Annotated in this window: 16 protein-coding genes; 10 read left to right on the top strand and 6 right to left on the bottom strand. The window is 70.8% G+C overall.

All coding sequences use genetic code 11. The features are described 5' to 3' along the window. Positions 1–41: 41 nt before the first annotated feature. From AB0M01_RS19470 to AB0M01_RS19460, 3 genes are read left to right on the top strand one after another with little or no spacing between them, the layout of a single operon-like run. Entirely contained in the window at positions 42–2,873 is a 2,832-nt protein-coding gene (locus tag AB0M01_RS19470; RefSeq protein WP_363671257.1) for a PKD domain-containing protein, read from the top strand. 28 nt (positions 2,874–2,901) lie between these two features. After that, on the top strand, positions 2,902–5,715 hold the full coding sequence (locus AB0M01_RS19465; RefSeq protein WP_363671255.1) for a PKD domain-containing protein: 2,814 nt from the start codon (positions 2,902–2,904) through the stop codon (positions 5,713–5,715). 38 nt (positions 5,716–5,753) lie between these two features. Next, entirely contained in the window at positions 5,754–6,563 is an 810-nt protein-coding gene (locus tag AB0M01_RS19460; protein WP_363671253.1) for a hypothetical protein, read from the top strand. Between the two features lie 18 nt (positions 6,564–6,581). Here AB0M01_RS19460 and AB0M01_RS19455 read toward each other — a convergent pair whose 3' ends face one another. Genes AB0M01_RS19455 through cysC form a run of 3 tightly spaced genes read right to left on the bottom strand, consistent with a single transcriptional unit; the run spans position 6,582 to position 9,941 of the window. After that, positions 6,582–7,658 carry a CDP-glycerol glycerophosphotransferase family protein gene (locus tag AB0M01_RS19455; protein ID WP_363671251.1) on the bottom strand — a complete coding sequence of 359 codons (1,077 nt, stop codon included), beginning with the start codon at positions 7,656–7,658 and terminating at the stop codon, positions 6,582–6,584. Then, positions 7,655–8,617: a sulfite exporter TauE/SafE family protein gene (locus tag AB0M01_RS19450; protein ID WP_363671249.1), complete on the bottom strand. Its 963-nt coding sequence runs from the start codon at positions 8,615–8,617 to the stop codon at positions 7,655–7,657. Before AB0M01_RS19450 ends, AB0M01_RS19455 begins: the two co-directional genes overlap by 4 nt. A 1-nt stretch (position 8,618) precedes the next feature. Next, entirely contained in the window at positions 8,619–9,941 is a 1,323-nt protein-coding gene (gene cysC / locus AB0M01_RS19445) for an adenylyl-sulfate kinase (RefSeq protein WP_363671247.1), read from the bottom strand. A gap of 307 nt (positions 9,942–10,248) precedes the next feature. Between cysC and AB0M01_RS19440 the strand changes: the two genes are divergently transcribed. The 5 genes from AB0M01_RS19440 to AB0M01_RS19420 all read left to right on the top strand — a co-directional run bounded on the left by AB0M01_RS19440 (position 10,249) and on the right by AB0M01_RS19420 (position 16,018). After that, complete coding sequence (locus AB0M01_RS19440) at positions 10,249–11,880, top strand: exopolysaccharide biosynthesis polyprenyl glycosylphosphotransferase (protein WP_363671245.1); 1,632 nt, start codon at positions 10,249–10,251, stop codon at positions 11,878–11,880. Then, positions 11,880–12,824: a GDP-L-fucose synthase gene (locus tag AB0M01_RS19435; protein ID WP_363671242.1), complete on the top strand. Its 945-nt coding sequence runs from the start codon at positions 11,880–11,882 to the stop codon at positions 12,822–12,824. The genes AB0M01_RS19440 and AB0M01_RS19435 overlap by 1 nt, the downstream gene beginning before the upstream one ends. After that, a complete protein-coding gene (gene gmd / locus AB0M01_RS19430; RefSeq protein ID WP_363671240.1) occupies positions 12,821–13,810 on the top strand; it encodes a GDP-mannose 4,6-dehydratase in 990 nt (329 codons plus the stop codon). Before AB0M01_RS19435 ends, gmd begins: the two co-directional genes overlap by 4 nt. 145 nt (positions 13,811–13,955) lie before the next feature. Continuing rightward, positions 13,956–14,759, top strand: coding sequence for a WecB/TagA/CpsF family glycosyltransferase (locus AB0M01_RS19425; protein ID WP_363671238.1), 804 nt, complete (start codon positions 13,956–13,958; stop codon positions 14,757–14,759). Further along, positions 14,756–16,018 (top strand): hypothetical protein, encoded by a 1,263-nt coding sequence (locus tag AB0M01_RS19420; RefSeq protein WP_363671236.1) that lies wholly within the window; start codon positions 14,756–14,758, stop codon positions 16,016–16,018. The genes AB0M01_RS19425 and AB0M01_RS19420 overlap by 4 nt, the downstream gene beginning before the upstream one ends. A gap of 84 nt (positions 16,019–16,102) precedes the next feature. On the opposite strand, the gene AB0M01_RS19415 is transcribed toward AB0M01_RS19420, so the two are convergent. Both AB0M01_RS19415 and AB0M01_RS19410 read right to left on the bottom strand, forming a co-directional pair. Then, positions 16,103–17,632, bottom strand: coding sequence for a fibronectin type III domain-containing protein (locus tag AB0M01_RS19415; protein WP_363671234.1), 1,530 nt, complete (start codon positions 17,630–17,632; stop codon positions 16,103–16,105). A gap of 129 nt (positions 17,633–17,761) precedes the next feature. Next, positions 17,762–19,960, bottom strand: coding sequence for a LamG-like jellyroll fold domain-containing protein (locus tag AB0M01_RS19410; protein ID WP_363671232.1), 2,199 nt, complete (start codon positions 19,958–19,960; stop codon positions 17,762–17,764). 158 nt (positions 19,961–20,118) lie between these two features. On the opposite strand from AB0M01_RS19410, the gene AB0M01_RS19405 reads away from it, so the two are divergent. Together AB0M01_RS19405 and AB0M01_RS19400 are read left to right on the top strand one after the other, a co-directional pair. Beyond that, positions 20,119–21,747: a Wzz/FepE/Etk N-terminal domain-containing protein gene (locus AB0M01_RS19405; protein ID WP_363671229.1), complete on the top strand. Its 1,629-nt coding sequence runs from the start codon at positions 20,119–20,121 to the stop codon at positions 21,745–21,747. Positions 21,748–21,772: 25 nt separating this feature from the next. After that, positions 21,773–23,095: a hypothetical protein gene (locus tag AB0M01_RS19400; RefSeq protein ID WP_363671227.1), complete on the top strand. Its 1,323-nt coding sequence runs from the start codon at positions 21,773–21,775 to the stop codon at positions 23,093–23,095. On the opposite strand, the gene AB0M01_RS19395 is transcribed toward AB0M01_RS19400, so the two are convergent. Continuing rightward, entirely contained in the window at positions 23,096–24,703 is a 1,608-nt protein-coding gene (locus AB0M01_RS19395) for an amidohydrolase family protein (protein WP_363671225.1), read from the bottom strand. Positions 24,704–24,724 lie beyond the last annotated feature (21 nt).

The raw sequence follows: 24,724 nt of genomic DNA, 5'->3' as shown, positions 1-24,724 counted from the left end.
GCGGACCACGGCAAGAGCAAGGTCTTCTGGGGAGGAGAATCGTGCGGAAGAGCTGTTCAGCACTGCTGGCACTGGCGATGGGGGTCGCCGCGTGCCTGACCGGAGTACAGGGGGCGCAGGCCGTCCAGGTCCCGCAGGACCGGGTGGTCAGCGCCGACCCCGCTAACTTCACACCGAACGTGCTCGACGGGTCGGTCAAGTCCATCGTCCAGGTCGGCAACACGATCCTGATCGGCGGTCTGTTCAACCAGATCCAGGCCGCGTCCGGCGGGCCGGTGCTGGCCCGGCGGAACCTGGCCGCCTTCGACGCGACCACCGGCGCGATCAGTACGACGTTCGCCCCGAACCCGGACGGTGAGGTCACCACGATCCTGCCGTCCGGCGACGGGACGACGGTCTACCTCGGCGGCTCGTTCAACACCGTCAGCGGCGCGTCGTCGGTGAGCACCGCCCGGATCAACGCCACCACCGGCGCCCGGATCACCACCTTCGTCCCGCCCACGCTGTCCGGGCGGGTCAAGGACATGCGGCTGGTCGGGAACCGGCTCTGGCTGGCCGGCACCTTCACGCACATCGCGGGGCACCTGCAGCCCGCGCTGGGCACGGTGAACGCGACCACCGGCGCGTGGGACCCGTACATGAGCCTGTCGATCGCCGGCGTGCACAACGGCGGCAACACCACGGTGATCAAGATCGACACCACGCCGGACGGCAGCCAGCTGGTTGCCATCGGCAACTTCGACACCATCCAGGGCAGCCAGCACCACCAGATCTTCATGCTGAACCTGGCCGGTGCGAGCGCCACGGTCGAGAACTGGCAGACGAACTTCTACAACACCGCCTGCTCGCGCTCGTTCCAGACCTACATGCGCGACCTGGACTTCTCGCCGGACGGCTCGTACTTCGTGGTCTCGACCACGGGCGCGTACGGCGGCGCCGGCACGGCCTGCGACTCCACGGCCCGCTGGAACACCAGCGCGCGGGGGAGTGCGCTGAGCTACTACTGGCTGAACAACACCGGCGGTGACACCACGTACGCCGTGGCTGCCACCGGCACCGCCGTGTACGTCGGCGGTCACCAGCGCTGGCAGAACAACCCGTTCGCGGGCGACCGGGCGGGCCAGGGCGCGGTCTCGCGGCCCGGCATCGCCGCGCTCGACCCGGTGAACGGTCTGCCGTTCTCCTGGAACCCGACCCGCGAACGCGGGGTCGGCGTCTTCGACCTGCTCGCGACCTCGACCGGCCTGTGGGTCGGCTCGGACACCGAGCACCTCGGCCAGAACTTCGAGTACCACCCGCGGATCGCGTACTTCCCGCTGGCCGGCGGCACCGTCGTACCGGCCAACAACACGCCGGTCCTGCCGAACAACCTGTACCTGGCCGGCCCGCGCAACCCGGTGGCCGACACGGTCACCAGGACGTCGTACGACGGGACCACCTTCGGTGCACCGGCCTCGGTGCCCAACGGCGGGATCAGCTGGGGGACCACGAACCGCGGCGCCTTCATGCTGAACGGCGTCCTGTACGCCGGCTGGTCGGACGGCTCGTTCAACCGGCGGACCTACGACGGCAACAGCTTCGGCGGCGCGACCGCGATCAACACCGGCGACCTGCTGGTGAACATGACGACCTGGCACAGCGAGGTCGCCCAGATCACCGGGATGTTCTTCGACACCGGCCGGATCTACTACACGCTGTCCGGCCAGTCGAGCCTGTTCTACCGGTACTTCACGCCGGAGAGCGGCGTGGTCGGCGCGACCCGCTACACCGCGACCGGCAACACCGCGGGGGTCAACTTCTCCCAGGTGCAGGGCATGTTCGTGACGCCGACCGGCTTCTACTGGGCCAGCTCGGCCGACGGTGACCTCCGCCGGGCGGGCTGGTCGCAGGCGACCGGCGTACCGACCGGGTCGTCGACGACGGTGTCCACCGGTGAGTGGCGGTCCCGCGGGCTGTTCCTGTTCCAAGGCATCCCCGCGCCGCCGAACCAGCTGCCGGTGGCCCAGGTCGGGATCAACTGCAGCAACCTGGACTGCACGTACTCGTCGGCGGGCTCGACCGACCCGGACGGCACCATCCAGTCCTACCAGTGGTCGTTCGGCGACGGCGGTACGGCGACCGGGCCGAGCCCGACGCACACGTACGCCGCCGCCGGCACCTACACCGTCACGCTGACGGTGACCGACGACGACGGCGGCACCGGGCAACGGACGCAGAACGTGTCCGTCACGACCGGCGGCGCGAGCCCGGTGACGTTCGTCGGTGGCGCGGGCGTCAACCTGAACAGCAACGCGTTCAACGTGACCGTCCCGGCGGCGACACCGGCCGGCGCGCTGATGCTGCTGTTCTTCAGCGACAACGACCCGGCGCCGACGGTGAACGGCCCGGCGGGCTGGACCCAGGTCCAGACCGCGAGCTCGACCAACCAGCAGGGCCGGGTCTGGCGCAAGACCGCGACCGGGACCGACGCGGGGTCGGTGGTCGGGGTGACCACGTCGTCGCTCACCAAGGGCAACGCGACGCTGGTCGTCTACTCCGGCGTCTCCGGTACGACGCCGGTCGCGGCCTCGGCCGCGGGCAGCGAGACGGTCAACCGGACGACCCACACGACGCCGACCGTGGCGTCGTCGGTCGCCGGCGCCCGCCTGGTCAGCTACTGGGGCGAGAAGTCGTCGGCCACGACGACGCTCACCCCGCCGGCCGGTCTGACCGTCCGGAACGCCAGTACCGGCAGTGGTTCGGGCCGGGTCACCGCACTGACGGGTGACAGCGGACCGTTCGGGCCGGGCACGCTCGGCGGCCTGACCGCGACGGCGGACTCCTCGTCCGCCCGAGCGCTGATGTTCAGCGTCGTGGTGGCCCCGGCGCCGTAGTCACACCGTTGTTCTTGGGGGGAATGGAATGGCATTACGCCGTACACCGCTTGTTGCTGTCCTGCTCGCGCTGCTCGCCTCGGTCCTGACCATCGGGACCGAGCGGGCGGCGGACGCGGTGCAGCTGCCGCAGTCCACGATCGTCAGTGCCGACCCGGTCGACTGGACACCGCACGCGCTGAACGGCGAGGTGCACGCGCTGATCCAGGTCGGGAACCGGGTGATCGTCGGGGGGACGTTCACCACGATCCGGTCCGCGACCAGCTCGACGCAGATCAGCCGGCGGTCGATCTTCGCCTACAACGCCACCACCGGCGCGCTCGACAACACCTTCCTGCCGACGGTCAACGGTGCCGTCGAGACCCTGGCGGCGGCCGAGGACGGTCAGTCGATCTACATCGGCGGCAGCTTCACCACGGTGAAGGGCGTCAGTCAGCCGCGGCTCGCGCGGGTCAACCTCACCGACGGCAGCCTGGTCACGACGTTCCGGCCGACCGTCAACCGAACCGTGTACGACGTCAAGCTCGCCGGCGGCCGGTTGTTCCTCGGCGGACTGTTCGCCTCGGTCGGTGGTCAGGGCCGGACCGTGCTGGCCGCGGTGAACGCGGATACCGGCGCGGTCGACCCGTTCCTGGCCCTCACCTTCGCCAACCCGGTCCGCGGTGCCGAGCTCCAGGTCAACAAGCTCGACATCACCCCCGACGGCAGCAAGCTGGTGGCCATCGGCAACTTCTCGCTGGTCGGCGGGCAGCGTCGGGTGCAGATCGTGATGCTCGACCTGACCGGGCCGTCGGCCGCGGTCCGGAACTGGTACACCCCGCGCTTCGAGCCGAACTGCTCCGACCAGTTCTGGACCTACGTGCACGACGTCGACTTCGCGCCGGACGGTGCGTACTTCGTCGTCGTCACCACCGGCGGCACGCCGCCCGACCGCCTGTGCGACTCGGCCTCGCGCTGGGAGACCAACGCGGTCGGCACCAACCTGCAGCCGACCTGGATCAACTACACCGGCGGCGACACCCTGTGGAGCGTCGCCGTGACCGGCGTCGCGGTCTACATCGGCGGTCACCAGCGCTGGGTGAACAACACCAACGGCAGCAACAACGCCGTACCGGGTGCGATCTCGCGGGAAGGGCTGGCCGCGCTCGACCCGCTCAACGGCCTGCCGTACACCTGGAACCCGACCCGGACCCGCGGGGTCGGCGTCTTCGACCTGACCGCGGTCCCCGGCGGCCTGCTGATGGGCAGCGACACCGACCGGACCGGCCAGAACTACGAGTTCCACGGCCGCCTGGCGATGTTCCCGAACTCGTCGCTCACTCCGCCGCCGGGCTTCACCGGCCAGCTCCCCGGTCCGGTCTACCGGCTCGGCAGCACCACCACCGTCCGCTCGTACGACGGAACGACCGCCGGCGCGGCGACGACCGTCAACACCGGCACCGCCAACTTCACCAACGCCCGCGGCGCCGTGATGATCGACGGCAACCTGTACGCCGGAACCACTGACGGCACGCTGACCCGGCGGACCTTCAACGGCACCACCTTCGGCCCGTCGAGCAACGTGAACCTGCGCGGCATGACCGCGTTCGCCAACGACCTGCGCAACATGACCGGCATGTTCTTCAGCAACGGCCGGCTCTTCTACACGCTGGCCGGCCAGTCGTCGCTCTACTACCGCTACTTCACCCCGGAGAGCCAGATCCTCGGCGTCACCAGGTTCGTGGCCGCAGGCAACATCTCCGGCGTCAGCTGGAACCAGGTGTCCGGGATGTTCCTGTCCGGCAACCAGCTGTACTGGGCGACCAGCGCCGACGGCAACCTGCACCGGGTGAACTTCGCCAACAACGTCCCGGTCGCGGGCACCGCCGTGGTGACCAGCGGACCGGGGATCGACGGCCAGGACTGGCGCTCGCAGGGCACCTTCCTGCTCGTCGGGACCGGTCCGGTGCCGAACCTGCGGCCGTCGGCCGCCTGGACCGGCTCCTGCGACCTGCTCGACTGCGACTTCTCCGGGCTCACCTCGAGCGACTCCGACGGCACCATCACGGCGTACGAGTGGGACTTCGGCGACGGTACGACGGCCAGCGGGCCGACTCCGGAGCACACCTACGCGGCGCCGGGCTCCTACACGGTGACGCTGACCGTGACCGACGACGAGGACGCGACTGGGACCGACAGCCGGCCGCTGACCGTCTCCGACGTGGCCAACCCGGTCGAGTTCGTCGGGGCGAACGCGTCGAACCAGAACGCGCTCACGCACTCGGTGACCGTGCCGCCGACGACCAGCGCGGGGGACGGGCTGCTGCTGTTCTTCACCCAGAACTCGACCGCCGCGCTGACCGGGCCGACCGGTGTCACCGGCTGGACGCTGCTGCGGACCGTGAACGGCGCCGGCTACGTGACGCGGGTCTGGCAGAAGGTTGCCGGGGCCAACGACGCGGGACAGACCGTGTCGGTCAACGTCGGCTCGTACAGCAAGGCCGGGCTGACGGTCGCGGCGTACTCGGGGACGAGTCTGTCCGGACCGGTCGCCGCCTTCGACTCGGCCACCGAGTCGGTGACCCGGTCGACGCACACCACGCCGGTGGTCGACAACACCGTGCCGGGCGCCTGGCGGGTCTCGTACTGGACCGACAAGTCGTCGGCGACCAGCGCGTGGACGGCACCGGCGGGGGAGCAGGTCCGCAGTACGTCGTTCGGTTCGCCGAGCGGGCACATCTCGACGCTGCTCACCGACCGGGGCGCCGCGGTCGCGACCGGCGCCCAGGGCGGACTCGCCGCGGTCGCGAACAGCTCGAACTCCACGGCGAACATGTGGACACTGTTGCTGCGGCCGCGGTGACGCCGGGCCCGGCTACGCTGCCGACAGGAGGTGGACAGATGCCAAGGACAACGAAACTCTGGCCCGCGGTGGCTGCCGCGCTGCTGCTGGCCGGCTGCGGTACGGCGGCCGGCGACTCCGGCGGTGTCGACCCGGCCGCGGCCACCGACACACCGCCGCGGCCGCAGCTCCTGCTCACCTTCGACGACCAGCAGCCCGGCCCGGCGGCCGGGAAGGAGATCCGCAGCGACGGCGCCGCCGCGGCGATGGTCGACCTGCTCGCGGTGAACAAACCGGTCGCGGAGTTCGAGAAGGGCCGCGAGGACGGTGTGGCGCTGCGCTTCCCGCCGTACGCCGGGACGTCGAAGGGCTCGTTCGCGGCGCTGCGGGTGGAGCCGGAGGAGTGGCTGTCACCGGGCTCGTCGGAGTTCACCTTCGGCGCCGACGTCCGGCTCGACGGTCACTCCAGCGGCAGCGAGATCGACAACGGCGACAACGTGCTGCAGCGCGGCCTGTTCGCCGACTCGGCCCAGTTCAAGATCCAGGTCGACAAGCACCGCGCGTCCTGCGTGGTGCGGGGCACCGACGGCGCCGTGGTGGTGAAGTCCAAGCTGACGCTCGACCCGGCCAAGTGGTACCGGCTGTCCTGCCACCGGCTCGACACCACCGTCACGCTGACCGTCACCGATCTCGCGGCCGGCACCGAGCCGGCCGCGGTGGCCAAGACCGGGCCGATCGGGTCGCTGGACCTGATCGGCTCCGAGCCGCTGGCGATCGGGGCCAAGATCGGCGAGGACGGCGAGATCGTCCGCTCCTCGACCGACCAGTTCAACGGCCGGATCGACAACGTCAGCTACCTGCGCAACTGACGCTGTCGGTTCTCGGCTTCAGCTGAAGATCTCCGCGATCAGCCGGTCGGTGGCGTTGCCGTCGTCCAGGTGGCAGTACCGCCGGCGGAACGCGTCGTACGCCGGCTGGTACTGCCGGACCAGTCCGTCCTCGTCGGCCAGCGCCGCGGTCAGCTCCTCCGCGGTGGTGACCAGCGGGCCGGGCGCCTCCTCCTCCAGGTCGAAGTAGAAACCGCGCAGCTGGTCGCGGTACGCCGCCAGGTCGTAGGTGTAGAACACCATCGGCCGCCCGGTCACCGCGAAGTCGAACATCGTCGACGAGTAGTCGGTGATCATCACGTCCGCGGCCAGGTACAGCGCCTGGATGTCCGGGTGGTCGCTGACGTCGATCACCCGCGGGTGCCGGGGGACCGGCGAGGACGCGGCGACGAGGTGGTGGAAGCGGAACAGCAGCACCGTGTCGTCGGGCAGCCCGCCGAGCACCTGCTCGGCCTGCTCGGCCAGCGGGTTCGGCGCGGCCCCGCCGGTCAGCGCGTCGTCGCGCCAGGTCGGCGTGTAGAGCACGGCCCGCGCCGACGGGGCCAGTCCCAGCTCCGCGCGGACCTTGGCGCGCAGGTCGTCGGCGTACGGGCCGGACAGGACGTCGTTGCGCGGGTAGCCGATCTCGAGCACCGAGCCGGGGTAGCGGAACGCCTGCCGCAGCTTGCCGGTGGAGAAGTGGTTCGGCGAGACCAGGTGGTCCCAGCGCCGGACGTCCTTCTCCAGCCGCCGCGAGTAGACGTCGGCGTTGTCGTACTTGGCGTCGACGTCGAAGCCGATCCGCTTCAGCGGCGTCCCGTGCCACAGCTGCACGTACGTCGTCCGCCGGGTCTTCAGCGGGTAGCGCGGCATCATGTCGTTGGACAGGAAGTAGTTCGCCGAGGCGATCTTCAGGAAGTACGCCGGGGTGTTGCGGACCACCCGCTCGACGTCGTCGGGCAGCTCCACCTCGGAGTCCGCGACCACCCAGATCCGGCGCAGGTCCGGCCGCAGCCGGCCGAGCCGCTCCGAGATCGCCCGCGGGCTGTCGGAGTACTTGCCACGCCAGCTCTCGAACACGACGGTCTCTCGTCTCATCGCTGGTTCCCTCCTGCTTGTTCGCGAACCCGGTCCGCGAGCTCTTCCGGCAGCTGCCGTCGTACGGTCATGGGGAATCCGTGGCGCCGGCGGATCAGCATCCACACCGGCGGGGCCACGAGCAGCACGGCGACCAGCACGACACCGGTCTCCACGTTCGGTACGCCGAGCAGCTTCAGCGCCGAGGCCAGCAGCACGAACGCGAGCGCTCGTCGTACCAGCCCGCCCGGCGCTCGGGAAGAGATGCGGGCGCCGACCCAGACGCCAGGGACGCAGCCGACCAGCATCGCGACCGTGAGGTCGAGCTGGAAGTCGCCGAACAGCAGGTGCCCGAGCGCGGCCGACGCGACCAGCGGGACGGCCTGGAGCAGGTCGGTGCCGACCAGTTCGCTCGCCTTGAGGCCTGGGTACAGCGCCATCAGCGCGATGATCACCAGCGAGCCGGAGCCCACCGACGTCATCCCTACGACCAGTCCGCCGATGACACCGACCAGCACGGTCGGCAGCGGACGGGTGCTGACCCGCGGGCGGCCCTGGGGGAGCGGCGGCAGCAGACCGTCGCGCTTGCGGGCGCGCTCGGCCAGGCGGATGTAGGCCCTGATCGTCAGACCGGCCGCGGCGATCAGCAGCGCGACACCGAGGGCGCGCTGGATGATCTGCTGCACGTCTTCACCGTCGCCGAGCGAGCGCGCGATCAGCACCCCGGCGAACGCGGCCGGGATCGAGCCGACGCACAGCCAGCCGACGAGCTTGAGGTGGACGGTGCCACGCCGCAGGTGAACGGCGGCACCGACCGGCTTCATGACGGCACTGGCCACGAGGTCGCTGGAGACGGCGGTCAGCGGAGGGACGCCGAAGAACAGCACGAGCACCGGCGTCATCAGCGCGCCGCCGCCCATCCCCGTCAGCCCGACCACCACCCCGACGCCGAAAGCGGCAGCCGCGAGCGCGAAGTCCATCTCAGCCGCCGGCGATCCAGCCGCCGGCGGCCAGGTAGTCGGTGATCTCCCGCAAAGAAACCTCAGGAGAAACTTCTGAAGTATCCAGCCTGATCTCGGCATCGAACGGTTCGTCGTACGGATCGCTGATGCCGGTGAACTGAGTGACCAACCCCGCACGTGCCTTGCGGTACAAACCCTTGGTATCGCGCCGCTCGCACTCCGCCAGCGGCGTCGCCACATGCACGAGCACCAGATCCCCGACCGCCTCGACCATCGCCCGCACCGCCGCCCGGCTGTCCGCCCCCGGCGCGATCGGCGCACACACCGCGACCCCACCGTGCCGCGCGACCTCCGCCGCCACGAACCCGATCCGCCGCACGTTCAGATCCCGCCCGGCCCGGTCGAAGCCCAGCCCCGACGACAGCATCCGCCGTACGACGTCGCCGTCGAGCAACGTCACGGATCGGCCGGCCTGACTGGTCAGCTGCTCGGAGAGCGCCTTGGCCAGCGTCGACTTGCCCGACCCTGACAGCCCGGTGAAGAAGACCACCAGCCCCCGCTCCCGCCGCGGCGGCCGCCAGCGACTCAGGATCGGGACCACGCTGTTCAGCACCGGGTCCTCGACCACAGCCGGTGTGTCGGTCGCATCCTGAACGCGACGCAGTGCTTCGCTCCACACCTTGTCATCAGCGAGATGCAGCAGTCGGGTGGCGTCGAGCCCCACCGCAACAGCAGCAGCCAGCGCCGCATCCGACTCGTTTCCACGCCAGGACACCGGTACGGCGACCCTGGCAAAGCTCTCCGGCGCAGCCAGCTCCAGACACTCCCGCAGCGTCGCCGCTGGTACGCCGTCCGGCGTGGTGCCCGCGACCGGGAGCACCAGCACCACGTCCTCGCCGTCAGCTTCTCGCAGGTCCGCGCTGGTCAACGGCCGCTGCGCGACGATCACCACGCGGCCTGCAGCAGACCGCGCCGGTACTTGCACACCTCGGGAACCGACCTGGCCTTGTACGGAGAGGTCTCCCGTGGACTGTCCGACCCAGCCCTCGATCCACCCGTCGCCGGCCGACAACTCGGTCAGCCTCGCCACCGGCGTCGACTCCGCGTCGGCGACCGTCAGTGCGCCGGCCTCCAGGGCGTGCGCGATCTCGTCGTCGCCCGCGGGCACGCGGACGCGACCAGCGGCCGGCGGCTCGCCGGCGACATCGTCCCCGAGTACGGCGTACGGCGGCCGGATCCCGTGGCTCGCCAGCCACAGGTCGGCGACGACCCGCTCACCCGGACAGACCACCGGTGGTTCCCGGTGCGTGGGCAGCGCTACAGCTCTGACGTCTTCCAGCACAACAGCCCCCCAGCTGTGAAACCGGCCCCGTGACGGTTCGTCCGGGCCGTCTTCCCCTCGTGTTTCCCTAGAATTCCCCCTGGTGACACATGGTCACCGGGCCCCAGTCTCGCCTATTCCGTGCGTGCGCGCCAGCATCGCGCAACGGACCGCGCGGTCTCGCAATCGTCCCGACACGCCGCGTAACCGACACGGGTCCGGAACAGTTGACACTGTTGGAGAGACCTTGCAGACTGCCCCGGCAGCCTGGAGTTCCTGGGGTGGCGGCAGTTGAGATCGAGAGGCCGGTGTGAGCGGAGGTAACGGCGTGCCCGCAGCGCCGCGCGAAGCGACGCCCGACGAGGCCCGCACCCCCGCCGACCAGCCGAGCCAGCAGGCCACCGCCCAGTCCCCGGCGCATCCGCCGAGTGCTTCCCCGGTGCACACCCCGGTTCGCGCCGCGGCCGTGCAGGCCTCGCTGAGCCCGCTCGCCGTCGACGAGGCCCCCGGCCCGATGTGGGTCGTCCCGCACGAGGTCCCGGCGATCGTCCCGCAGCCCTCCCGCCTCACCGAACCGCGCTGGATCGGCGTCTACCGCTGGGCCGCCCTCGGCGGCGACCTCCTGGCCGCGGTGATCGGCATCTCCGTCGCCCTGCTGACCAGGTTCGGCTACGAGGTCGGCGGCGCCTACCTGGTGATCAGCAGCCTCCTCCCACTCGCCTGGGTCGCCGGCGTCGCCCTCTCCAAGGGGTACGACGCCCGCTACTTCGGCGCCGGTCCCGACGAGCTCCGCTCGCTCCTGCGCGCCGGCGTCGGCCTGACCGCGGCGATCGCGATCCTCTCGTACGCGACCAAGAGCGAGATCGCCCGCGGCTTCGTCGTACTGGCCATCCCGGTCACCGTCATCGCCGCCCTCGTCCTGCGCTACGCGCTCCGCAAGGACCTGCACCGGCACCGCGTCCGCGGCCGCTGCATGCACCGCGTCCTGGTCGTCGGCCGCACGGACCCGGCAGCGACCCTCTGCGAACACCTGGAGAGCCGTCCCACCGACGGCTTCCGCGTCGTCGCCACCTGCCGCCCGCGCGGCGCCAACCGCAAAGCCGGTCCGCTGCGCCCCGACGAGCTCGACGAGGCCGACATCCTCGCCGCCGTCGACCGTCATGCAGTGGACGTCGTCGCGGTCGCCACCGACCCCGAGCTGGCCGGCCAGTCGCTCCGCCGCCTGTCCTGGGCACTGGAGCAGCGCGGCGTCGAGCTGATCGTGTCCCCGGGCATCATCGAGGTCGCCGGCCCGCGCATCTCCATCCGCCCGGTCGCCGGCCTCTCGCTCCTGCACCTCGAGCGCCCGTCGGTCAGCGGCGGCCCGCACGTGCTGAAGGCGGTCTTCGACCGCGTCGTCGCGCTGGCCATCATCGTCGCCCTCGGCCCGCTGCTGCTCGGCCTGTTCCTCGCGGTGAAGCTGACCAGCCCCGGCCCGGTCCTGTTCCGGCAGCGCCGGGTCGGCCGGGCCGGCGCCGAGTTCACGATGCTCAAGTTCCGCAGCATGTACGCCGACGCCGAGCAGCGGCTCGGCGACCTGTACGCGCTCAGCGACGGCAACGGCGTGCACTTCAAGATGCGCAGCGACCCGCGCGTCACCCCGCTCGGCCGGTACCTGCGCCGCTTCTCGCTGGACGAGATGCCGCAGCTGTTCAACGTGCTGCGGGGTGAGATGTCGCTGGTCGGGCCGCGGCCGCCGCTGGCCGAGGAGGTCGCGCTGTACGCCGCGGACGACTCCCGGCGGATGCTCGTCAAACCCGGCATGACAGGGTTGTGGCAGGTGAGCGGGCGCAGCGACCTGTCCTGGGACGAGTCGGTCCGGCTGGACCTGCGCTACGTCGACAACTGGTCGATGACGCTCGACCTGCTCATCCTCTGGAAGACGCTGCGCGCGGTGTTCTACGGCTCAGGAGCTTATTGATGACGATCGACCCCCGGTCGCCGGTCTACGTCGCGGGGCACCGCGGTCTGGTCGGATCGGCGATCTGGCGCCGGTTGGAGCAGGCCGGTTTCAGCCAGCTGATCGGTGCCACCTCGGCCGAGCTGGACCTGCGCGACCAGGCCGCCACCACGGCGTTCCTGGCCGAGCACCGGCCGGCCGTCGTGATCGACGCGGCCGCCCGGGTCGGCGGCATCCTGGCCAACCGCGACCACCCGACCGAGTTCCTCAGCGACAACCTGCGGATCCAGGTCAACCTGATGGACGCGGCCCTGGCCGTCCGGGTGCCGAAGCTGCTGTTCCTCGGCTCGTCCTGCATCTACCCCAAGTACGCCGAGCAGCCGATCCGCGAGTCCAGCCTGCTCACCGGCGAGCTCGAGCCGACCAACGACGCCTACGCGATCGCCAAGATCGCCGGGATCATGCAAGTGCAGGCGGTGCGCCGGCAGTACGGGCTGAAGTGGATCTCCGCGATGCCCACCAACCTGTACGGGCCGAACGACAACTTCGACCCGACCAGTTCGCACGTACTGCCCGCGCTGATCCGTCGCTTCCACGAGGCGAAGACGACCGGCGCCGACAAGGTGGTGCTGTGGGGGACCGGTACGCCGCGGCGCGAGTTCCTGCACGTCGACGACCTGGCCGACGCCTGTCTGTTCCTGCTGAACCACTACGACGACCCGGCGCCGATCAACGTCGGCGTCGGTGAGGACCTCACCATCCAGGAGCTGGCCGAGATGGTCGCCCGCGTCGTCGGCTACACCGGTGCCATCGGCAACGATCCGACCAAACCCGACGGCACCCCGCGCAAGCTGCTCGACGTGAGCCGGCTGCGCGACCTCGGCTGGTCGCCGGCCGTCGAGCTCGAGCCGGGCCTCGCCCAGACCTACGCCTGGTACCTCGACCACCTGGGAGCTGACCGATGAAGAAGGCCCTGATCACCGGGATCACCGGCCAGGACGGCTCGTACCTCGCCGAGCTGCTGCTGGCCAAGGGATACCAGGTGCACGGGCTGATCCGCCGGGCCAGCACCTTCAACACGCACCGGATCAACCACCTGTACGCCGATCCGCACGAGGACGACAAGCGGCTGTTCCTGCACTACGCCGACCTCACCGACGGATCCCGCCTCGTCACGCTGCTGGCGTCGATCCAGCCCGACGAGGTCTACCACCTGGCCGCGCAGAGCCACGTCCGGGTCAGCTTCGACGAGCCGGAGTACACCGGTGACACCACCGGGATGGGCACCACCCGGCTGCTCGAGGCGATCCGGATGATCGGGCTGGACTGCCGCTTCTACCAGGCCTCGTCGTCGGAGATGTTCGGCGCGACGCCGCCGCCGCAGAACGAGCAGACCCCGTTCTACCCGCGGTCGCCGTACGGCGCGGCCAAGCTCTACGGCTACTGGATGACCCGGAACTACCGCGAGGCGTACGACATGTTCGCCGTCAACGGGATCCTGTTCAACCACGAGAGCCCGCGCCGCGGCGAGACCTTCGTGACCCGCAAGATCACCCGCGCGGTGGCGCGGATCAAGCTCGGGCTGGAGAAACGCCTCTACCTGGGCAACCTGGAGGCCTGCCGCGACTGGGGCTACGCACCCGAGTACGTCGAGGGCATGTGGCGGATGCTGCAGCACCACGAGCCCAGCGACTACGTGGTCGCCACCGGGACGTCGTACTCGGTGCGTGACTTCGTCCAGCTGTCCTTCCAGCACGCGGGCCTGGACTGGGAGCAGTACGTCGACTACGACCAGCGCTACGAGCGCCCGACCGAGGTCGACTCGCTGATCGGTGACGCCTCCAAGGCCCAGACCGAGCTGAGCTGGAAGGCGCAGGTGCACGTACCGGAGCTGGTTCGGATCATGGTCGACGCCGATCTGGCCGCCCTGACAGAGGAGCCCACCGCGTGACAGTACTTTTGGCGTCGACTTCGTCGCCGCGGGTTTTGGGGCTTTTTCGCCCGGTCTTCCCTCGTCGGTCGGTCGCTGCGCTCCCTCCCTCCTCAGTCCAGACCGGGCGGCCCCAAAACCTTGCCAGACTCCTGGAGGGCGACGTATGACCGTCGAAAAGACCGGAGCGCCGACCAGCACCGGTGACGGGACCGGCTGGGACCAGCGCGTCGACGTGCTGGGCATCCACGTCAGCGTGACCGACCTGGACGACACCGTCGAGACCTTCGGCAAGTGGATCTCGGCGGGGGAGCGGCAGCTGGTCTGCGTCGCGGACATGAACGCGCTGCTGCACGCGCGCGCCGACGCCGAGCTCACCGAGGTGTACAACTCGTCCGGGCTGACGCTGCCCGACGGGATGCCGCTGGTCTGGTCGGGCAAGCGCGCCGGGTTCGACCGGATGGCGCGGGTCTGCGGGCCGGACCTGCTCGAGCGGGTGATGGCCGAGGCGGCCGAGCGCGGCTGGTCGCAGTACTTCTACGGCGGCGCGGACGGCGTACCGGAGAAGCTGCGCGACACGTTCACCGGACGGCACCCGCGGCTGCGGGTCGCCGGCGCCTACTCCCCGCCGTACCGGGCCCTGTCGCCCGAGGAAGACGCGGCGATCGTCGACGAGCTCAACGCGAGCGGCGCCGACATCGTCTGGGTCGGGCTCGGTGCGCCGAAGCAGGAGCGCTGGATGGCCGAGCACCGCGACCGGCTGACCGCGCCGATCCTGATCGGTGTCGGGGCCGCGTTCGACTTCCACACCGGGCGGCTGGACCGCGCGCCGCTGTGGATGCAGCGCTCCGGGCTGGAGTGGAGCTACCGGCTCTACAAGGAGCCGCGGCGGCTGTGGAAGCGGTACGTGCTCGGGATTCCGCGGTTCGTCGTCGGCGTGCTGCGGCAGGCGCCGAAGCCGGTTTCTTGAAACTTCCCAAGCTCAGCAAGCTGGCCGGGCCCGCGGGCCGCGCCGGGTGGGGACTCGCCGACCAGGGACTGTCCAGCCTCAGCAACCTCGCCGTCGGTGTCCTCGTCGCGCGGAGCAGCAGCGTCGCCGACTTCGGCGTCTACGCGCTCGCGTTCGGCGGCTACACAATCGCGCTGAACGTCTCCCGCGCGGTCGCGACCGAACCGCTCGCGGTTCGGCACTCGGGGGACCGGACACCGGAGTGGGAGAAGGCCGTCCGGTCCGGTACGGCGACCGCGCTGCTCGCCGGGCTGGCCGCGATGCTGGTCGGGCTGATCATCGCGGCGGTTCCGGGCGTACCGTCGCACGGGGTGCTGATCGCGTTCGCGGTGACGATGCCCGGGCTGCTGCTGCAGGACGCGTGGCGCTGGGCGTTCTTCGTCGTCGGCGACGGGCGGCGGGCTTTCCTCAACGATCTCGTCTGGCTGGTCGCGATGGGCGTGCTGTTCGGCGGCCTCTACCTGACCGGCGCCGCGTCGGCGTTCTCGCTGACGCTCTGCTGGGGACTCGGCGCGGTCATCGCCGCGGTCTTCGGCCGCTTCCAGACGGGCCTGCTGCCGCGCTTCCGGCTGGTCAAGCACTGGCTGCGCGCGAACCGCGACCTGACCCCGAAGTACGTCGGCGAGATGCTCGCGGTCAGCGGCACGATCCAGGTCTACATGCTCGGCATCACCGCCGCCGCGAGCATCGCTGCGGTCTCCGGCATCCGCGGCGCCCAGGTGCTGCTCGGCCCGGTGAACGTACTCAACCAGGGCATCCGCGCGGTCGCCGTACCGGAGGCTGCACGGGCCCTCAAGCACTCGCACCGCCGCCTGTGGCGGGTCGGCCTCGTCATCTCCTTCGGAGTCGGCGCCGGCGCGCTGGCCTGGGGCGCGATCTTCCTCCTGCTCCCCGAATCCGTCGGCACCGCGCTCCTGGGCCCAGGCGTCTGGTCCGAGGCCAGCGCCGTGATGGTCCCGGTGATCCTGTTGCAGGCCTTGGGCGCCTCCAACGCCGGCGCCTTCGCCATCATGCGAGCCCTCGCCGCCGCCGGCCGCGGCCTCCGCGTCCGCCTGATCTCCTCGGTCATCCTGATCACCGCCGGCGTCACCGGCGCCCTCCTGGGCGACGCCCAAGGCGCCGCCTGGGGCCTCGCCACCGCCGCCCTCTGCACGCTGCTCCTCTGGTGGCACGAAGCCCACCGGGCGCTGGTCGCCCACAAAGCCGCCGCCCGAACCTGACTCTGGCGACGTACGCCGGACAGCAAGCAGGCCCGGCCGGAACCTGTCAGGTTCGGGCCGGGCCTGCGGTGCTCGTGCTGGGTGCTACTTGACCACGATCGTCGCCGATGTCGCGGACTTGACGACGTTGTGGCCGTCGAGGACCTCGACGCGGTAGTTGACCGACTGGCCGGACTTGGCGCCGGTGTCGGTGTAGGTGACGAGCTGGGCGGCCTGCCAGTTGTAGGTGTTGCGGTTCCAGGTGCCGACCAGGCGGGTGCCCTGGTAGAGCTTGTAGGTCAGCGTGATGTTGTCGGGGTCGACGACCGTCTTGAAGGACAGGCCGACCTTCCCGGCGACCGGGCTGTTCGCCGCGGGGGCGGGCGGGGCCGGGGCCTTGGCGCCGCCGATGGCGTTGGTGAAGCGGGTGACGCCCTGCTGGCCGACGCCGTTCACCTTGAGGAAGTCGCCGCCGACCCACAGGTCGGTGCCGGTGGCGTCCATCGCCAGCGGGCCGACCTTGGTCGAGCTGTTCGGGTCGGCGTCGGTGTTGGGGAACCAGGGGCCGAGCTTGCCGGTCACCCCGGAGTGCGCGAGCAGGTAGTGCGTGCCCGAGCCGTCCTTGAAGTACGACGGGTCGTCGGGGCTGCAGTTGTGCGCGTGCGAGCCCTTGTAGAGCCAGTTCCCGATCGCCTTGACCGACTCGGTCGCGCCCAGGCACTTGCTCTGCCACAGCAGCCGCCCGGTGGCGACGTCCGCGGCCAGGATCCCGTCGTAGCAGCCGGTGCCGTCACCGCCGTTGGAGACGAACACCTTCGAGCCGTAGGTGTCGATGTCCTTGACCCGGGTGACGCACTTGCTGGTCGGCTCCGGGATGTAGGCCTCGGCGTTCATCGCGATCGGTACGCCGGTGCTGTTGTTCAGCGAGACCAGCGTGTTGTGGTGCTGGTTGTGCACGGTCCGGAACGGGCCGCCGGCGAACACCTTGGTGCCGTTGTCGGCGACGTCGACCGCGTACACGTCACCGTCGGCGTCGGGGTTCCAGGGCAGCAGCTTGCCGCCGTTCAGCGTGACCGCGGCCAGCCGGTTGCGCTCGACGCCGGACACCCGGCCGAAGGAGCCGCCGAAGAAGACGCTGTTGCCGTAGATCGCGACCGCCTTGACCCGCGACGCGACCGACGGCGCGAAGCTGCTCAGCGCACCGGTCGCGGCGTTGAACATCGCGATCCGGTTCCGCGGCAGCCCGTTGACCGTGGTGAAGTCCCCACCGACCACGATCCACTTCTTGTCCAGCGAGGCCGCGATGCTGTACACCGGGCCGTTCAGCTTCGGCGCGAAACCGCCGGCGTTACCGCTGGTGCGGCTGAAGGCGGCCAGGTACGTGCGCACCGCCTCGCCCTGCCCGGCCGGTTTCCCCGGCGGCCGGACTCTGGTGAACAGTCCCCCCACGAACACGTTGTCCCCGGCGATCGCGATCGCGTTCACCGGCGCGTTGGTCTGCCAGGTGCTCTGCCGCAACGCGGAGACGGCCGTGCCGAACCCGGGTGCGGCGGCCACCACCGGCGGGCCGGCCGGGATCAGCGCCGCGGCCAGCACGGCCACCACGGTGACTACTACCAGTACTAACTTCTTCATCGATGTCCTCAGAAAGCGGGCGGGCCTGTCTGCTATCAGCACGCGAAATCTAGCGCTGCTGGGAAGTCACCCGGAAGGCGGCTCCCCAGCAGCGTTATCACGTTGTGCTATAGCAGGCTGACCGTCCGCTCAGCGTGCGTCGAAGTGCGCCTGAACCTGCGCGGCGCCGAGCGCGTACGGGTACACCGCCGCCTCGTCGATCGCCATGCCGGTCTGGGTCGCGCCACCGCCGGACCAGTTGCCCGTGTTGTCGTACCCGACCCGCCACCAACCGTAGTACAGCGCGGCCGGTCCGACGCTCTGGCTGCCCGCCAACACGCCGTCGACGTACAGGCGCATGTCGCCGTTGTCGTACGTGCCGACGACGTGGTGCCACTGGCTGTTGTTCTTGTTCGAGCTGCTGGTCAGCGTCCGCCGGCTGCCGTCGTTGACGCCGAAGGTGATCGCGCCGTTGCTGCGCATGTAGAGCATCCGGTCTCCGCCGTCGGCGCTGTTGCCGGTCTTGGAGTTGCCGAAGCCGACGATCCGGCCGCCGCGGGTGAAGCTTTGCTTGACCCACGCCTCGACGCTGAACTGGTGCGGCATGCTGAACGCCTTCTCGCCGACCATCCGGCCGCTGGAGTTCGTGGTCGCCGCGGTGTTGCCGCTGATCGCCCCGGCGGTGCCGAGCGTGATCCCGGTGAAGGTGCCGTTGTTGCTCTGGCCGGAGGAGTCGACCGACGTCGTCGTACCGGAGGGCTCACCGAGCCGCCAGTACGCCTGCGGGCCGTCGGCGGCCAGCAGTTGGTCGTACGCCGTGGAGGCGGTGCTCGCGACCGTGATCGGGTCCGAGTAGTTGCCGCGCAGCGTCGTCGTACCGTCGGTCACCTCGACCCGGTAGTTGGTCACCTCGCCCGGCGTGACCGCGGTGTCGGTGTAGTGCAGCCACGGCTTGTCCCACGGCGTCGAGGTGGCGGTCCAAGTCGCGATGGTGACGTTGCCGAAGCCCTTCAGCAGCCGGTAGGTGAGCGTGCTGTCGTCGTTGTCGACCACGGTCGGGAAGTGGATCTCCACCTGCCCCGGCTTGACGCTGTACGGCGTGAGCTTGGCCGGCTTCGCCGGTGCCGAGCCCGGGCCCGCGTTGGTGAACCGGGTCAGGCCCTGCTGGGCGACGCCGTTGCTGGTGGTGAAGTCGCCGCCGGCCCACAGGTCGGAGCCGCCGGTCGCGAACGCCAGCGGACCGACCTCGGTGGGCGGACCGGCGTTGGTGTTCGGGAACCACGGGCCGAGCTTGCCGTCGCTGAGCGACTCGGTGAGCAGGAACCGGTAGCCGAAGCCCTGCGGGAAGCCGCCCGCGCCCTGGTTGGCGCAGTCGTGCGCGTGCGAGCCCTTGTAGAGCCAGCCGTTGACGACCTTGACCGCCTCGGTGGCGCCCAGGCACTGGTTCTTCCAGATCAGCGCGCCGGTCGCGACCTCCGCGGCCCAGGTGCCGTCGAAGCAGCCGCCGCCGTCACCGCCGTTGCCGAAGTAGACCTTGTCGCCGCTGGCGTCGATCGCCTTCACCCGGGTGGTGCACTGGCCGTTCGGCGGCGGGACCGCGGAGGCCGCCGGGAACGGCAGCACGGCGCCGGTCGCCGGGTCGAGGCTGGAGACCGTGTTCTGGGTGGTGCCGTTGACGGTGCTGAACTGGCCGCCGGCGTACACCTTGGAGGCGTCGTCGGCGACGTCCACGGCGTACACGTCGCCGTTGACCGCCGGTGCCCACGGCAACAGGGTGCCGAGGTCGGCGCTGACCGCCGCGAGCCGGAGCCGCTCGACGTTGTTGACCAGGCCGAACGAGCCGCCGAAGTACACGGTGTTGCCGGAGACCGAGATGGTCTTGACCCGGTACGAGACCGAGGGCTTCCAGTTCGTCACCAGCGCGCCGGTGGCGGTGTCGAAGGCGGCGATCCGGTTCCGGGTGACGCCGTTGACCTGGGTGAAGTCGCCGCCGACGTAGATCCGGGAGCCGTCGGCCGACGCCGCGACGGCGTACACCTGGCCGTTCAGGACCGGGTTGAAGGCGGTCACCAGGTCACCGGTGGTGGCGTCGAACGCGGCCAGGTACGCCTGGCCGACCTCGTTCGCGCCCAGCGGCGAGCCCGGTGGGCGGACGCTGGTGAACCGGCCGCCGGCGTAGGCCTTGCCGGCCGCGACGGCCAGGCCCTGGACGCTGGCGTTGGTCTGCCAGACCGGGCTGTGCTCGGCCGACAGCGAGGCGCTGATGCTCTGCGCCGGAGTCGGTGCCAGTACTGCCCCCAGCAGTACGCCGGCCACTCCCAGGCGCGCGAAAAGGCGTCTCTTCTTCATGCTGCGATGTCCCCCCTCGGACATGTTCGCCGTACGGCGACGGCGCGATGTGTGCTGCTGGTCCTGCGGACCCCCGGGGACGAGAGTAGGGCATCCGGGGCGATCGGGGGTGAACTCCCGGTATCGTGTGCACCGCGTAACGAGAAAGTGGGGCACCGATGGAACCGGGAACAGTGGTCTGGCGCGACACCGCCCAGGCACTGCTACGGCACAAGTGGCTGATCGTCGGGTGCATCGTGCTCGGCATCGTCGGTGCGTCCTTCTTCTCGCTGTCCCAGACCGAGCGCTGGACGGCCTCCAGCCAGATCGTGGTCGGCCCGGCCGTCCCGCCGGCCCTGGTCGGCAAGCTGCCCAGCGGCGCCGACAAGACCGGCCCGCTCGGCATGGACCTGCCGGCCGAGACACAGGCCCGGGTGATCTCCAGCCCGGCGCTGCTGCGTGAGGTCGCCAAGTCGCTGGACCTGCCGACCGACGAGGAAGCGGTCCAGTCGCTGGCCACCGTGACCCGGGTCAAGGCGGTCACCGACAACGCGTACCTGATCACCACCGACGGCCCGACCGCCGACGAGGCCGTACGCCGGGCCAACGCGATCGCCCGGATCTACCTGGCCCAGCGCAGCACCGAGGCGAAGGCCCTGCTGACCACGCTGGCCGGACAGGCCTCCGACCGGTCCCGGACGGCCACCGCGCAGTCCCGCAGCCTGGTCAGCCAGATCAACGAGGCGCTGTCCCGGAACGACTCGCAGACCGCGGCCGCGCTGCGCGACCAGCGCGTCGGGCTGGCCACCGAGGCCCGGCAGGCCGCCGACGAGGCGTCCGCGATGCGCAAGGCGCTGTCCGGCGTCGGCTCCGGCAGCGAGCTGGTCACCCCGGCGACCAAGGACACCGCGACCTCGTCGCCGAAGGTGCTGCGCGACATCACCGTCGGCGCGATCCTCGGCCTCGTGCTCGGCTTCGGCCTGGCGCTGCTCAGCACGCACCTGAGTCCGTTCGTCCTGACCCGCGACCAGGCGGCGAACGCGGCCAGCGCGCCGGTCATCACGGCGTCGGTCGGCCGGCGCCGCTTCTGGTCCCGCGCGGCTCCGCAGCTGCCGCCGTCCGAGCTGACGGCGCTCGGCGCCGAGGCCAGCGGCGCGCTGGCGCGGCGCGAGATCAACCCGCACGGTGCCGGGACGAGCGGCGCCGCGGCTCTGCTCGTCGTCTCGGCGTCCCCGACCCCGAACTCGGCCGGTATCGCGCTGGCGATGGCCGAGGCCGGCGCGCGGGACGGGCGCGAGACGCTGCTGGTGATGGCCGACCTGACCGGCGCGCCGGTGCTGTCGCACGTCACCGACCACGAGGGCCTGACCGACCTGGTCAGCGAGCCCGCTCCCACCCGGGCGGTCCGGGCGCGCAAGCTGTTCCGGCCGGGCACGGTCGCGGACCTGTACGTGCTGCCGCCGGGGCTGAGCAAGGACGAGACCGCGCTGGCCGTCGGGCCGTCGCTGGTGCCGGGCATCGTCGCCGATCTCCCGCCGGGGTACTCGGTCGTCATCCACGGGCCGGCGTCGGTCGGGCGGCACGGGATCACCCCGCTCGCGGCGTCGGTGGACGCGTCGGTGCTCGTCGTACAGGTCGGGCACGACAAGGACACCGACGTGAGCCGGCTGACGTCGGCGCTCGCGTTCGCGGGGGCGCCGGTGCTGGGCGTCGTACTGGTCGGGGCGTCGCCGCACGACGAGACGCTCGGGATCCCGCTGAACTACAAGCCCGCCGATCGCAGTACGTCCGCACTGCCGATCCGCTGAGCGTCCTCTCGATGACTGGCTTCGCATGGTGCTGACCGCGCCCGTCGTACCGGGGACCACGCCGCAGCCCAGCCAGAAGCCGGCGGTGCTGTGGCTGATCCTGTGGTGCCTGCTGGTGCTGGGCGTGCAGCCGTGGTCGTCCCGCGCGGCCGCGCCGCAGGGGACCACCGGGTCGACCAACAGTCTGATGAAGGGCGTGCTGCTCGGCGCGATCTTCCTGATCGTGCTCGCGGCGACCAAGCCGGGCTTCCGGACGCGGGTCGCCCCGACTACCCAGCTGTACGTCGTGTACGTGCTGTTCGCGACGGCGACGGTCTTCCTGCTCGCCGACCCGCTCGGCCCGCTGCTCCGGCTGGCGCGGCTGCTGATCGGGCTGGTGCTGTTCTTGATGCTGTGGCGCCCGCTGATCCAGACGCCCGAGCGGCTGATCCGCGCGCATCTGTGGGCGCATCTGCTGCTCGCCGGGACGATCGTCCTCAGCGTCGCCTACGCTCCTGCCCAAGCCTGGCGTCCCCTGAGCTCGTTCGGCACCGGCTTCCGCCTCCAGGGCGTCATCATCCCGATGCTCCCGCCGCGGGTCGGTGAGGTCGGCGCCTTGTTGCTGGGCCTGGCGATCATCGCCCTGCTGGCCCGCAAGATCGCCGTCATCCCGGCCGGCGCGATGATCGGCCTCGGCATGGTCCTGGTCGCGCTGAGCCGGACGCGCACAGCCGCGGCAGCAATCGCCTTCGGCCTCTTCCTGGCCTTGCTGCTGACCCGCAAGACCTGGTTCGGCCGCATCGCCGCCCTCGCCGTCCCGGGCCTGATAGGCATCGCGTTCCTGCTGATCCCCACGTTGCACACTTGGCTCCTGCGCGGCCAGGGCACGCAGCAGATCAGCTCCCTCAGCGGCCGCACCACCAGCTGGCAGTACGTTCTCGACGAGCAGGTCTCCCTGCAGACCGCGATCATCGGCCACGGCCTCGGCAACAAACGCGTCCTGCTCCGCCGCGGCGAAGGCGACATCGACGTGATGGCCATCGACAACAGCTGGCTCGGCCTCTACTGGGAGACCGGCCTGCTCGCGGTGGTGATCGTCGGCATCGCCATGATCGTCGCCTGGGTCTCGGTCCTCCGCGCGCCGACGCCGTACGTGAAGGCCTGCGGAGCCCTACTCCTCGGCTACGTCTCCGTCGCGTCGCTGAACGAGAGCGGCCTGTCCGACCTCAGCTCCATGACGCTCCACCTCCTGGTGGCCGCCGCGGTCTGCGACTCCGACCGTCTCCGCCAGAGATCGAGAACCGCCCTCCAGCGAAGACCCGACGACCCGCTCCCGCTGCTGTTGCCCAACCAGCCGTCCAAACGCTGATCAGCGCTTCACCTCCAGGTCCAGTACGTCGTACCAGGTGCCGGTCGGCGGCTGCTCGAGCATCGGGTCGGCCCAGTGCAGCCGGAGGCGGTCGGGCTGGACCTCGGTCAGCCGCGCCTCGCGCCAGTCGGGGTGATCGATCGTGCGGACCCACCAGAGCTCGGCCAGGCTGGCGAGCCCTTCGGTGCGCAGGAACTCGGTGGCGTCGTCGTACGTGGTGATCGGCCCGAGTGCTGCGCCGAACACCGTCGTCGCCTGCCAGCCGCCGGCCAGCGGTACGGCGTACCCGAGCAGCTCGCCGTCGTCGCGGGTGACCTCCTCGGGCGACGGGAAGCCCGGCCACTGGTCGCGGATCGCGGCGATGATCTTGTCGGTTGTGCCGCGCAGCCAGCGGAGACCGGCGCTCTCGGTCTCGCTGCCCGCGTACGCCGCGGGGTCGACCGGGCTGCCGTTGATCCAGGTGCCGCGGAGGGCCTGGCTGGCTTCGATCGTGACGGTCGGGTCGCCGTCGACCAGGACCAGGTCCGCTCGGGCTCCGACCGCGAGCCGGCCGCGGTCGTCCAGTCCGAAGACCTCCGCGGGGGTCGTGGTCGCCGCCGCGAGAGCTTCGGTCGGCCGAAGCCCCGCGGCGACGAGGTGCTGGAGCTCGCGGTGCAGGCTGGCGCCGTGGACTAGGCCGGGGTTGGGAGCGTCGGTACCGGCGAGCAGCCGTACGCCGGACTCGTGCAGCGCCATCGCGTTGTAGCGCGCGGCCGCGCCGTCCGGTGGTTCGGGCGGCATCCAGCGGTTGGCCTGGTTGTTGAGAACGCGCTGCCAGCGGAACGACAGGCGGGCCGCCAGTTCTGGCTGGGTCAGCAGCGGCATCACGCCGTCGCGTGGGAAGCCGTCGATGATGCCCAAGGTGGAGATCACCGCGACGCCGGTCCGGGCGACCGCGGCGACTTCCTGGTCGGTCATCCGGTCGAACGGGAGGTGGGCGAGAACGTCGACCCCGCACTGCGCGACGAGGACTGCGCCGCGAGCTGTGGAGACGTGGGCGACGACGAGGAGGCCGTGGCGGTGGGCTTCGTGGACCAGGGCCTCGATGGTCGCGGTGTCGAGGGACGGGAGGTTGTGGACGGCGCTGTCGTCGTGGATGAGCTTCAGGTGGGTCGAGCCCTCGTCGATGCGGGCTGCGACGAAGGCGGGTGCGTCGGCGGGGCCGGTGACGGTGGGGAAGGGGGAGTAGGCGATGGTCGGGTGGCCGCCGGGGGCGGTGGCGCCGATGCCCGCCGTACGGACTGTTGCGGCAACCGGGCGGCCGCCCCCGCCTCCCGCACCGGCGGCCAGCTCGGGCCGGAAGACCTCCGGCTTACTGAACTGATCGATAATCGTCGTCACACCGAATGTCGCGGACAGCTGGGCGCTGCCAGGCAGCAGGTGCACATGAGCATCGATCAGACCGGGCAGCAACGTGCCACCCGCGCCATCCACCAGGACGTCGTCCGGCTGCACGATCTCCGCGCCACCGACGGCCGCGATCCGGCCGCCGGCCACCCGCAGATGGGTGCCGTCGGCAAGCTTGTGCCCGTCGAAGAGCCGGACGCCGGCGAAGGTCAGGTTCGTCATGCGTTCGACGCTAGGGGTTGC

It is taken from the genome of Kribbella sp. NPDC051770 (assembly GCF_040681455.1).
GTDB lineage: Bacteria > Actinomycetota > Actinomycetes > Propionibacteriales > Kribbellaceae > Kribbella.
This window is presented reverse-complemented; position numbering and strand designations above follow the sequence as displayed.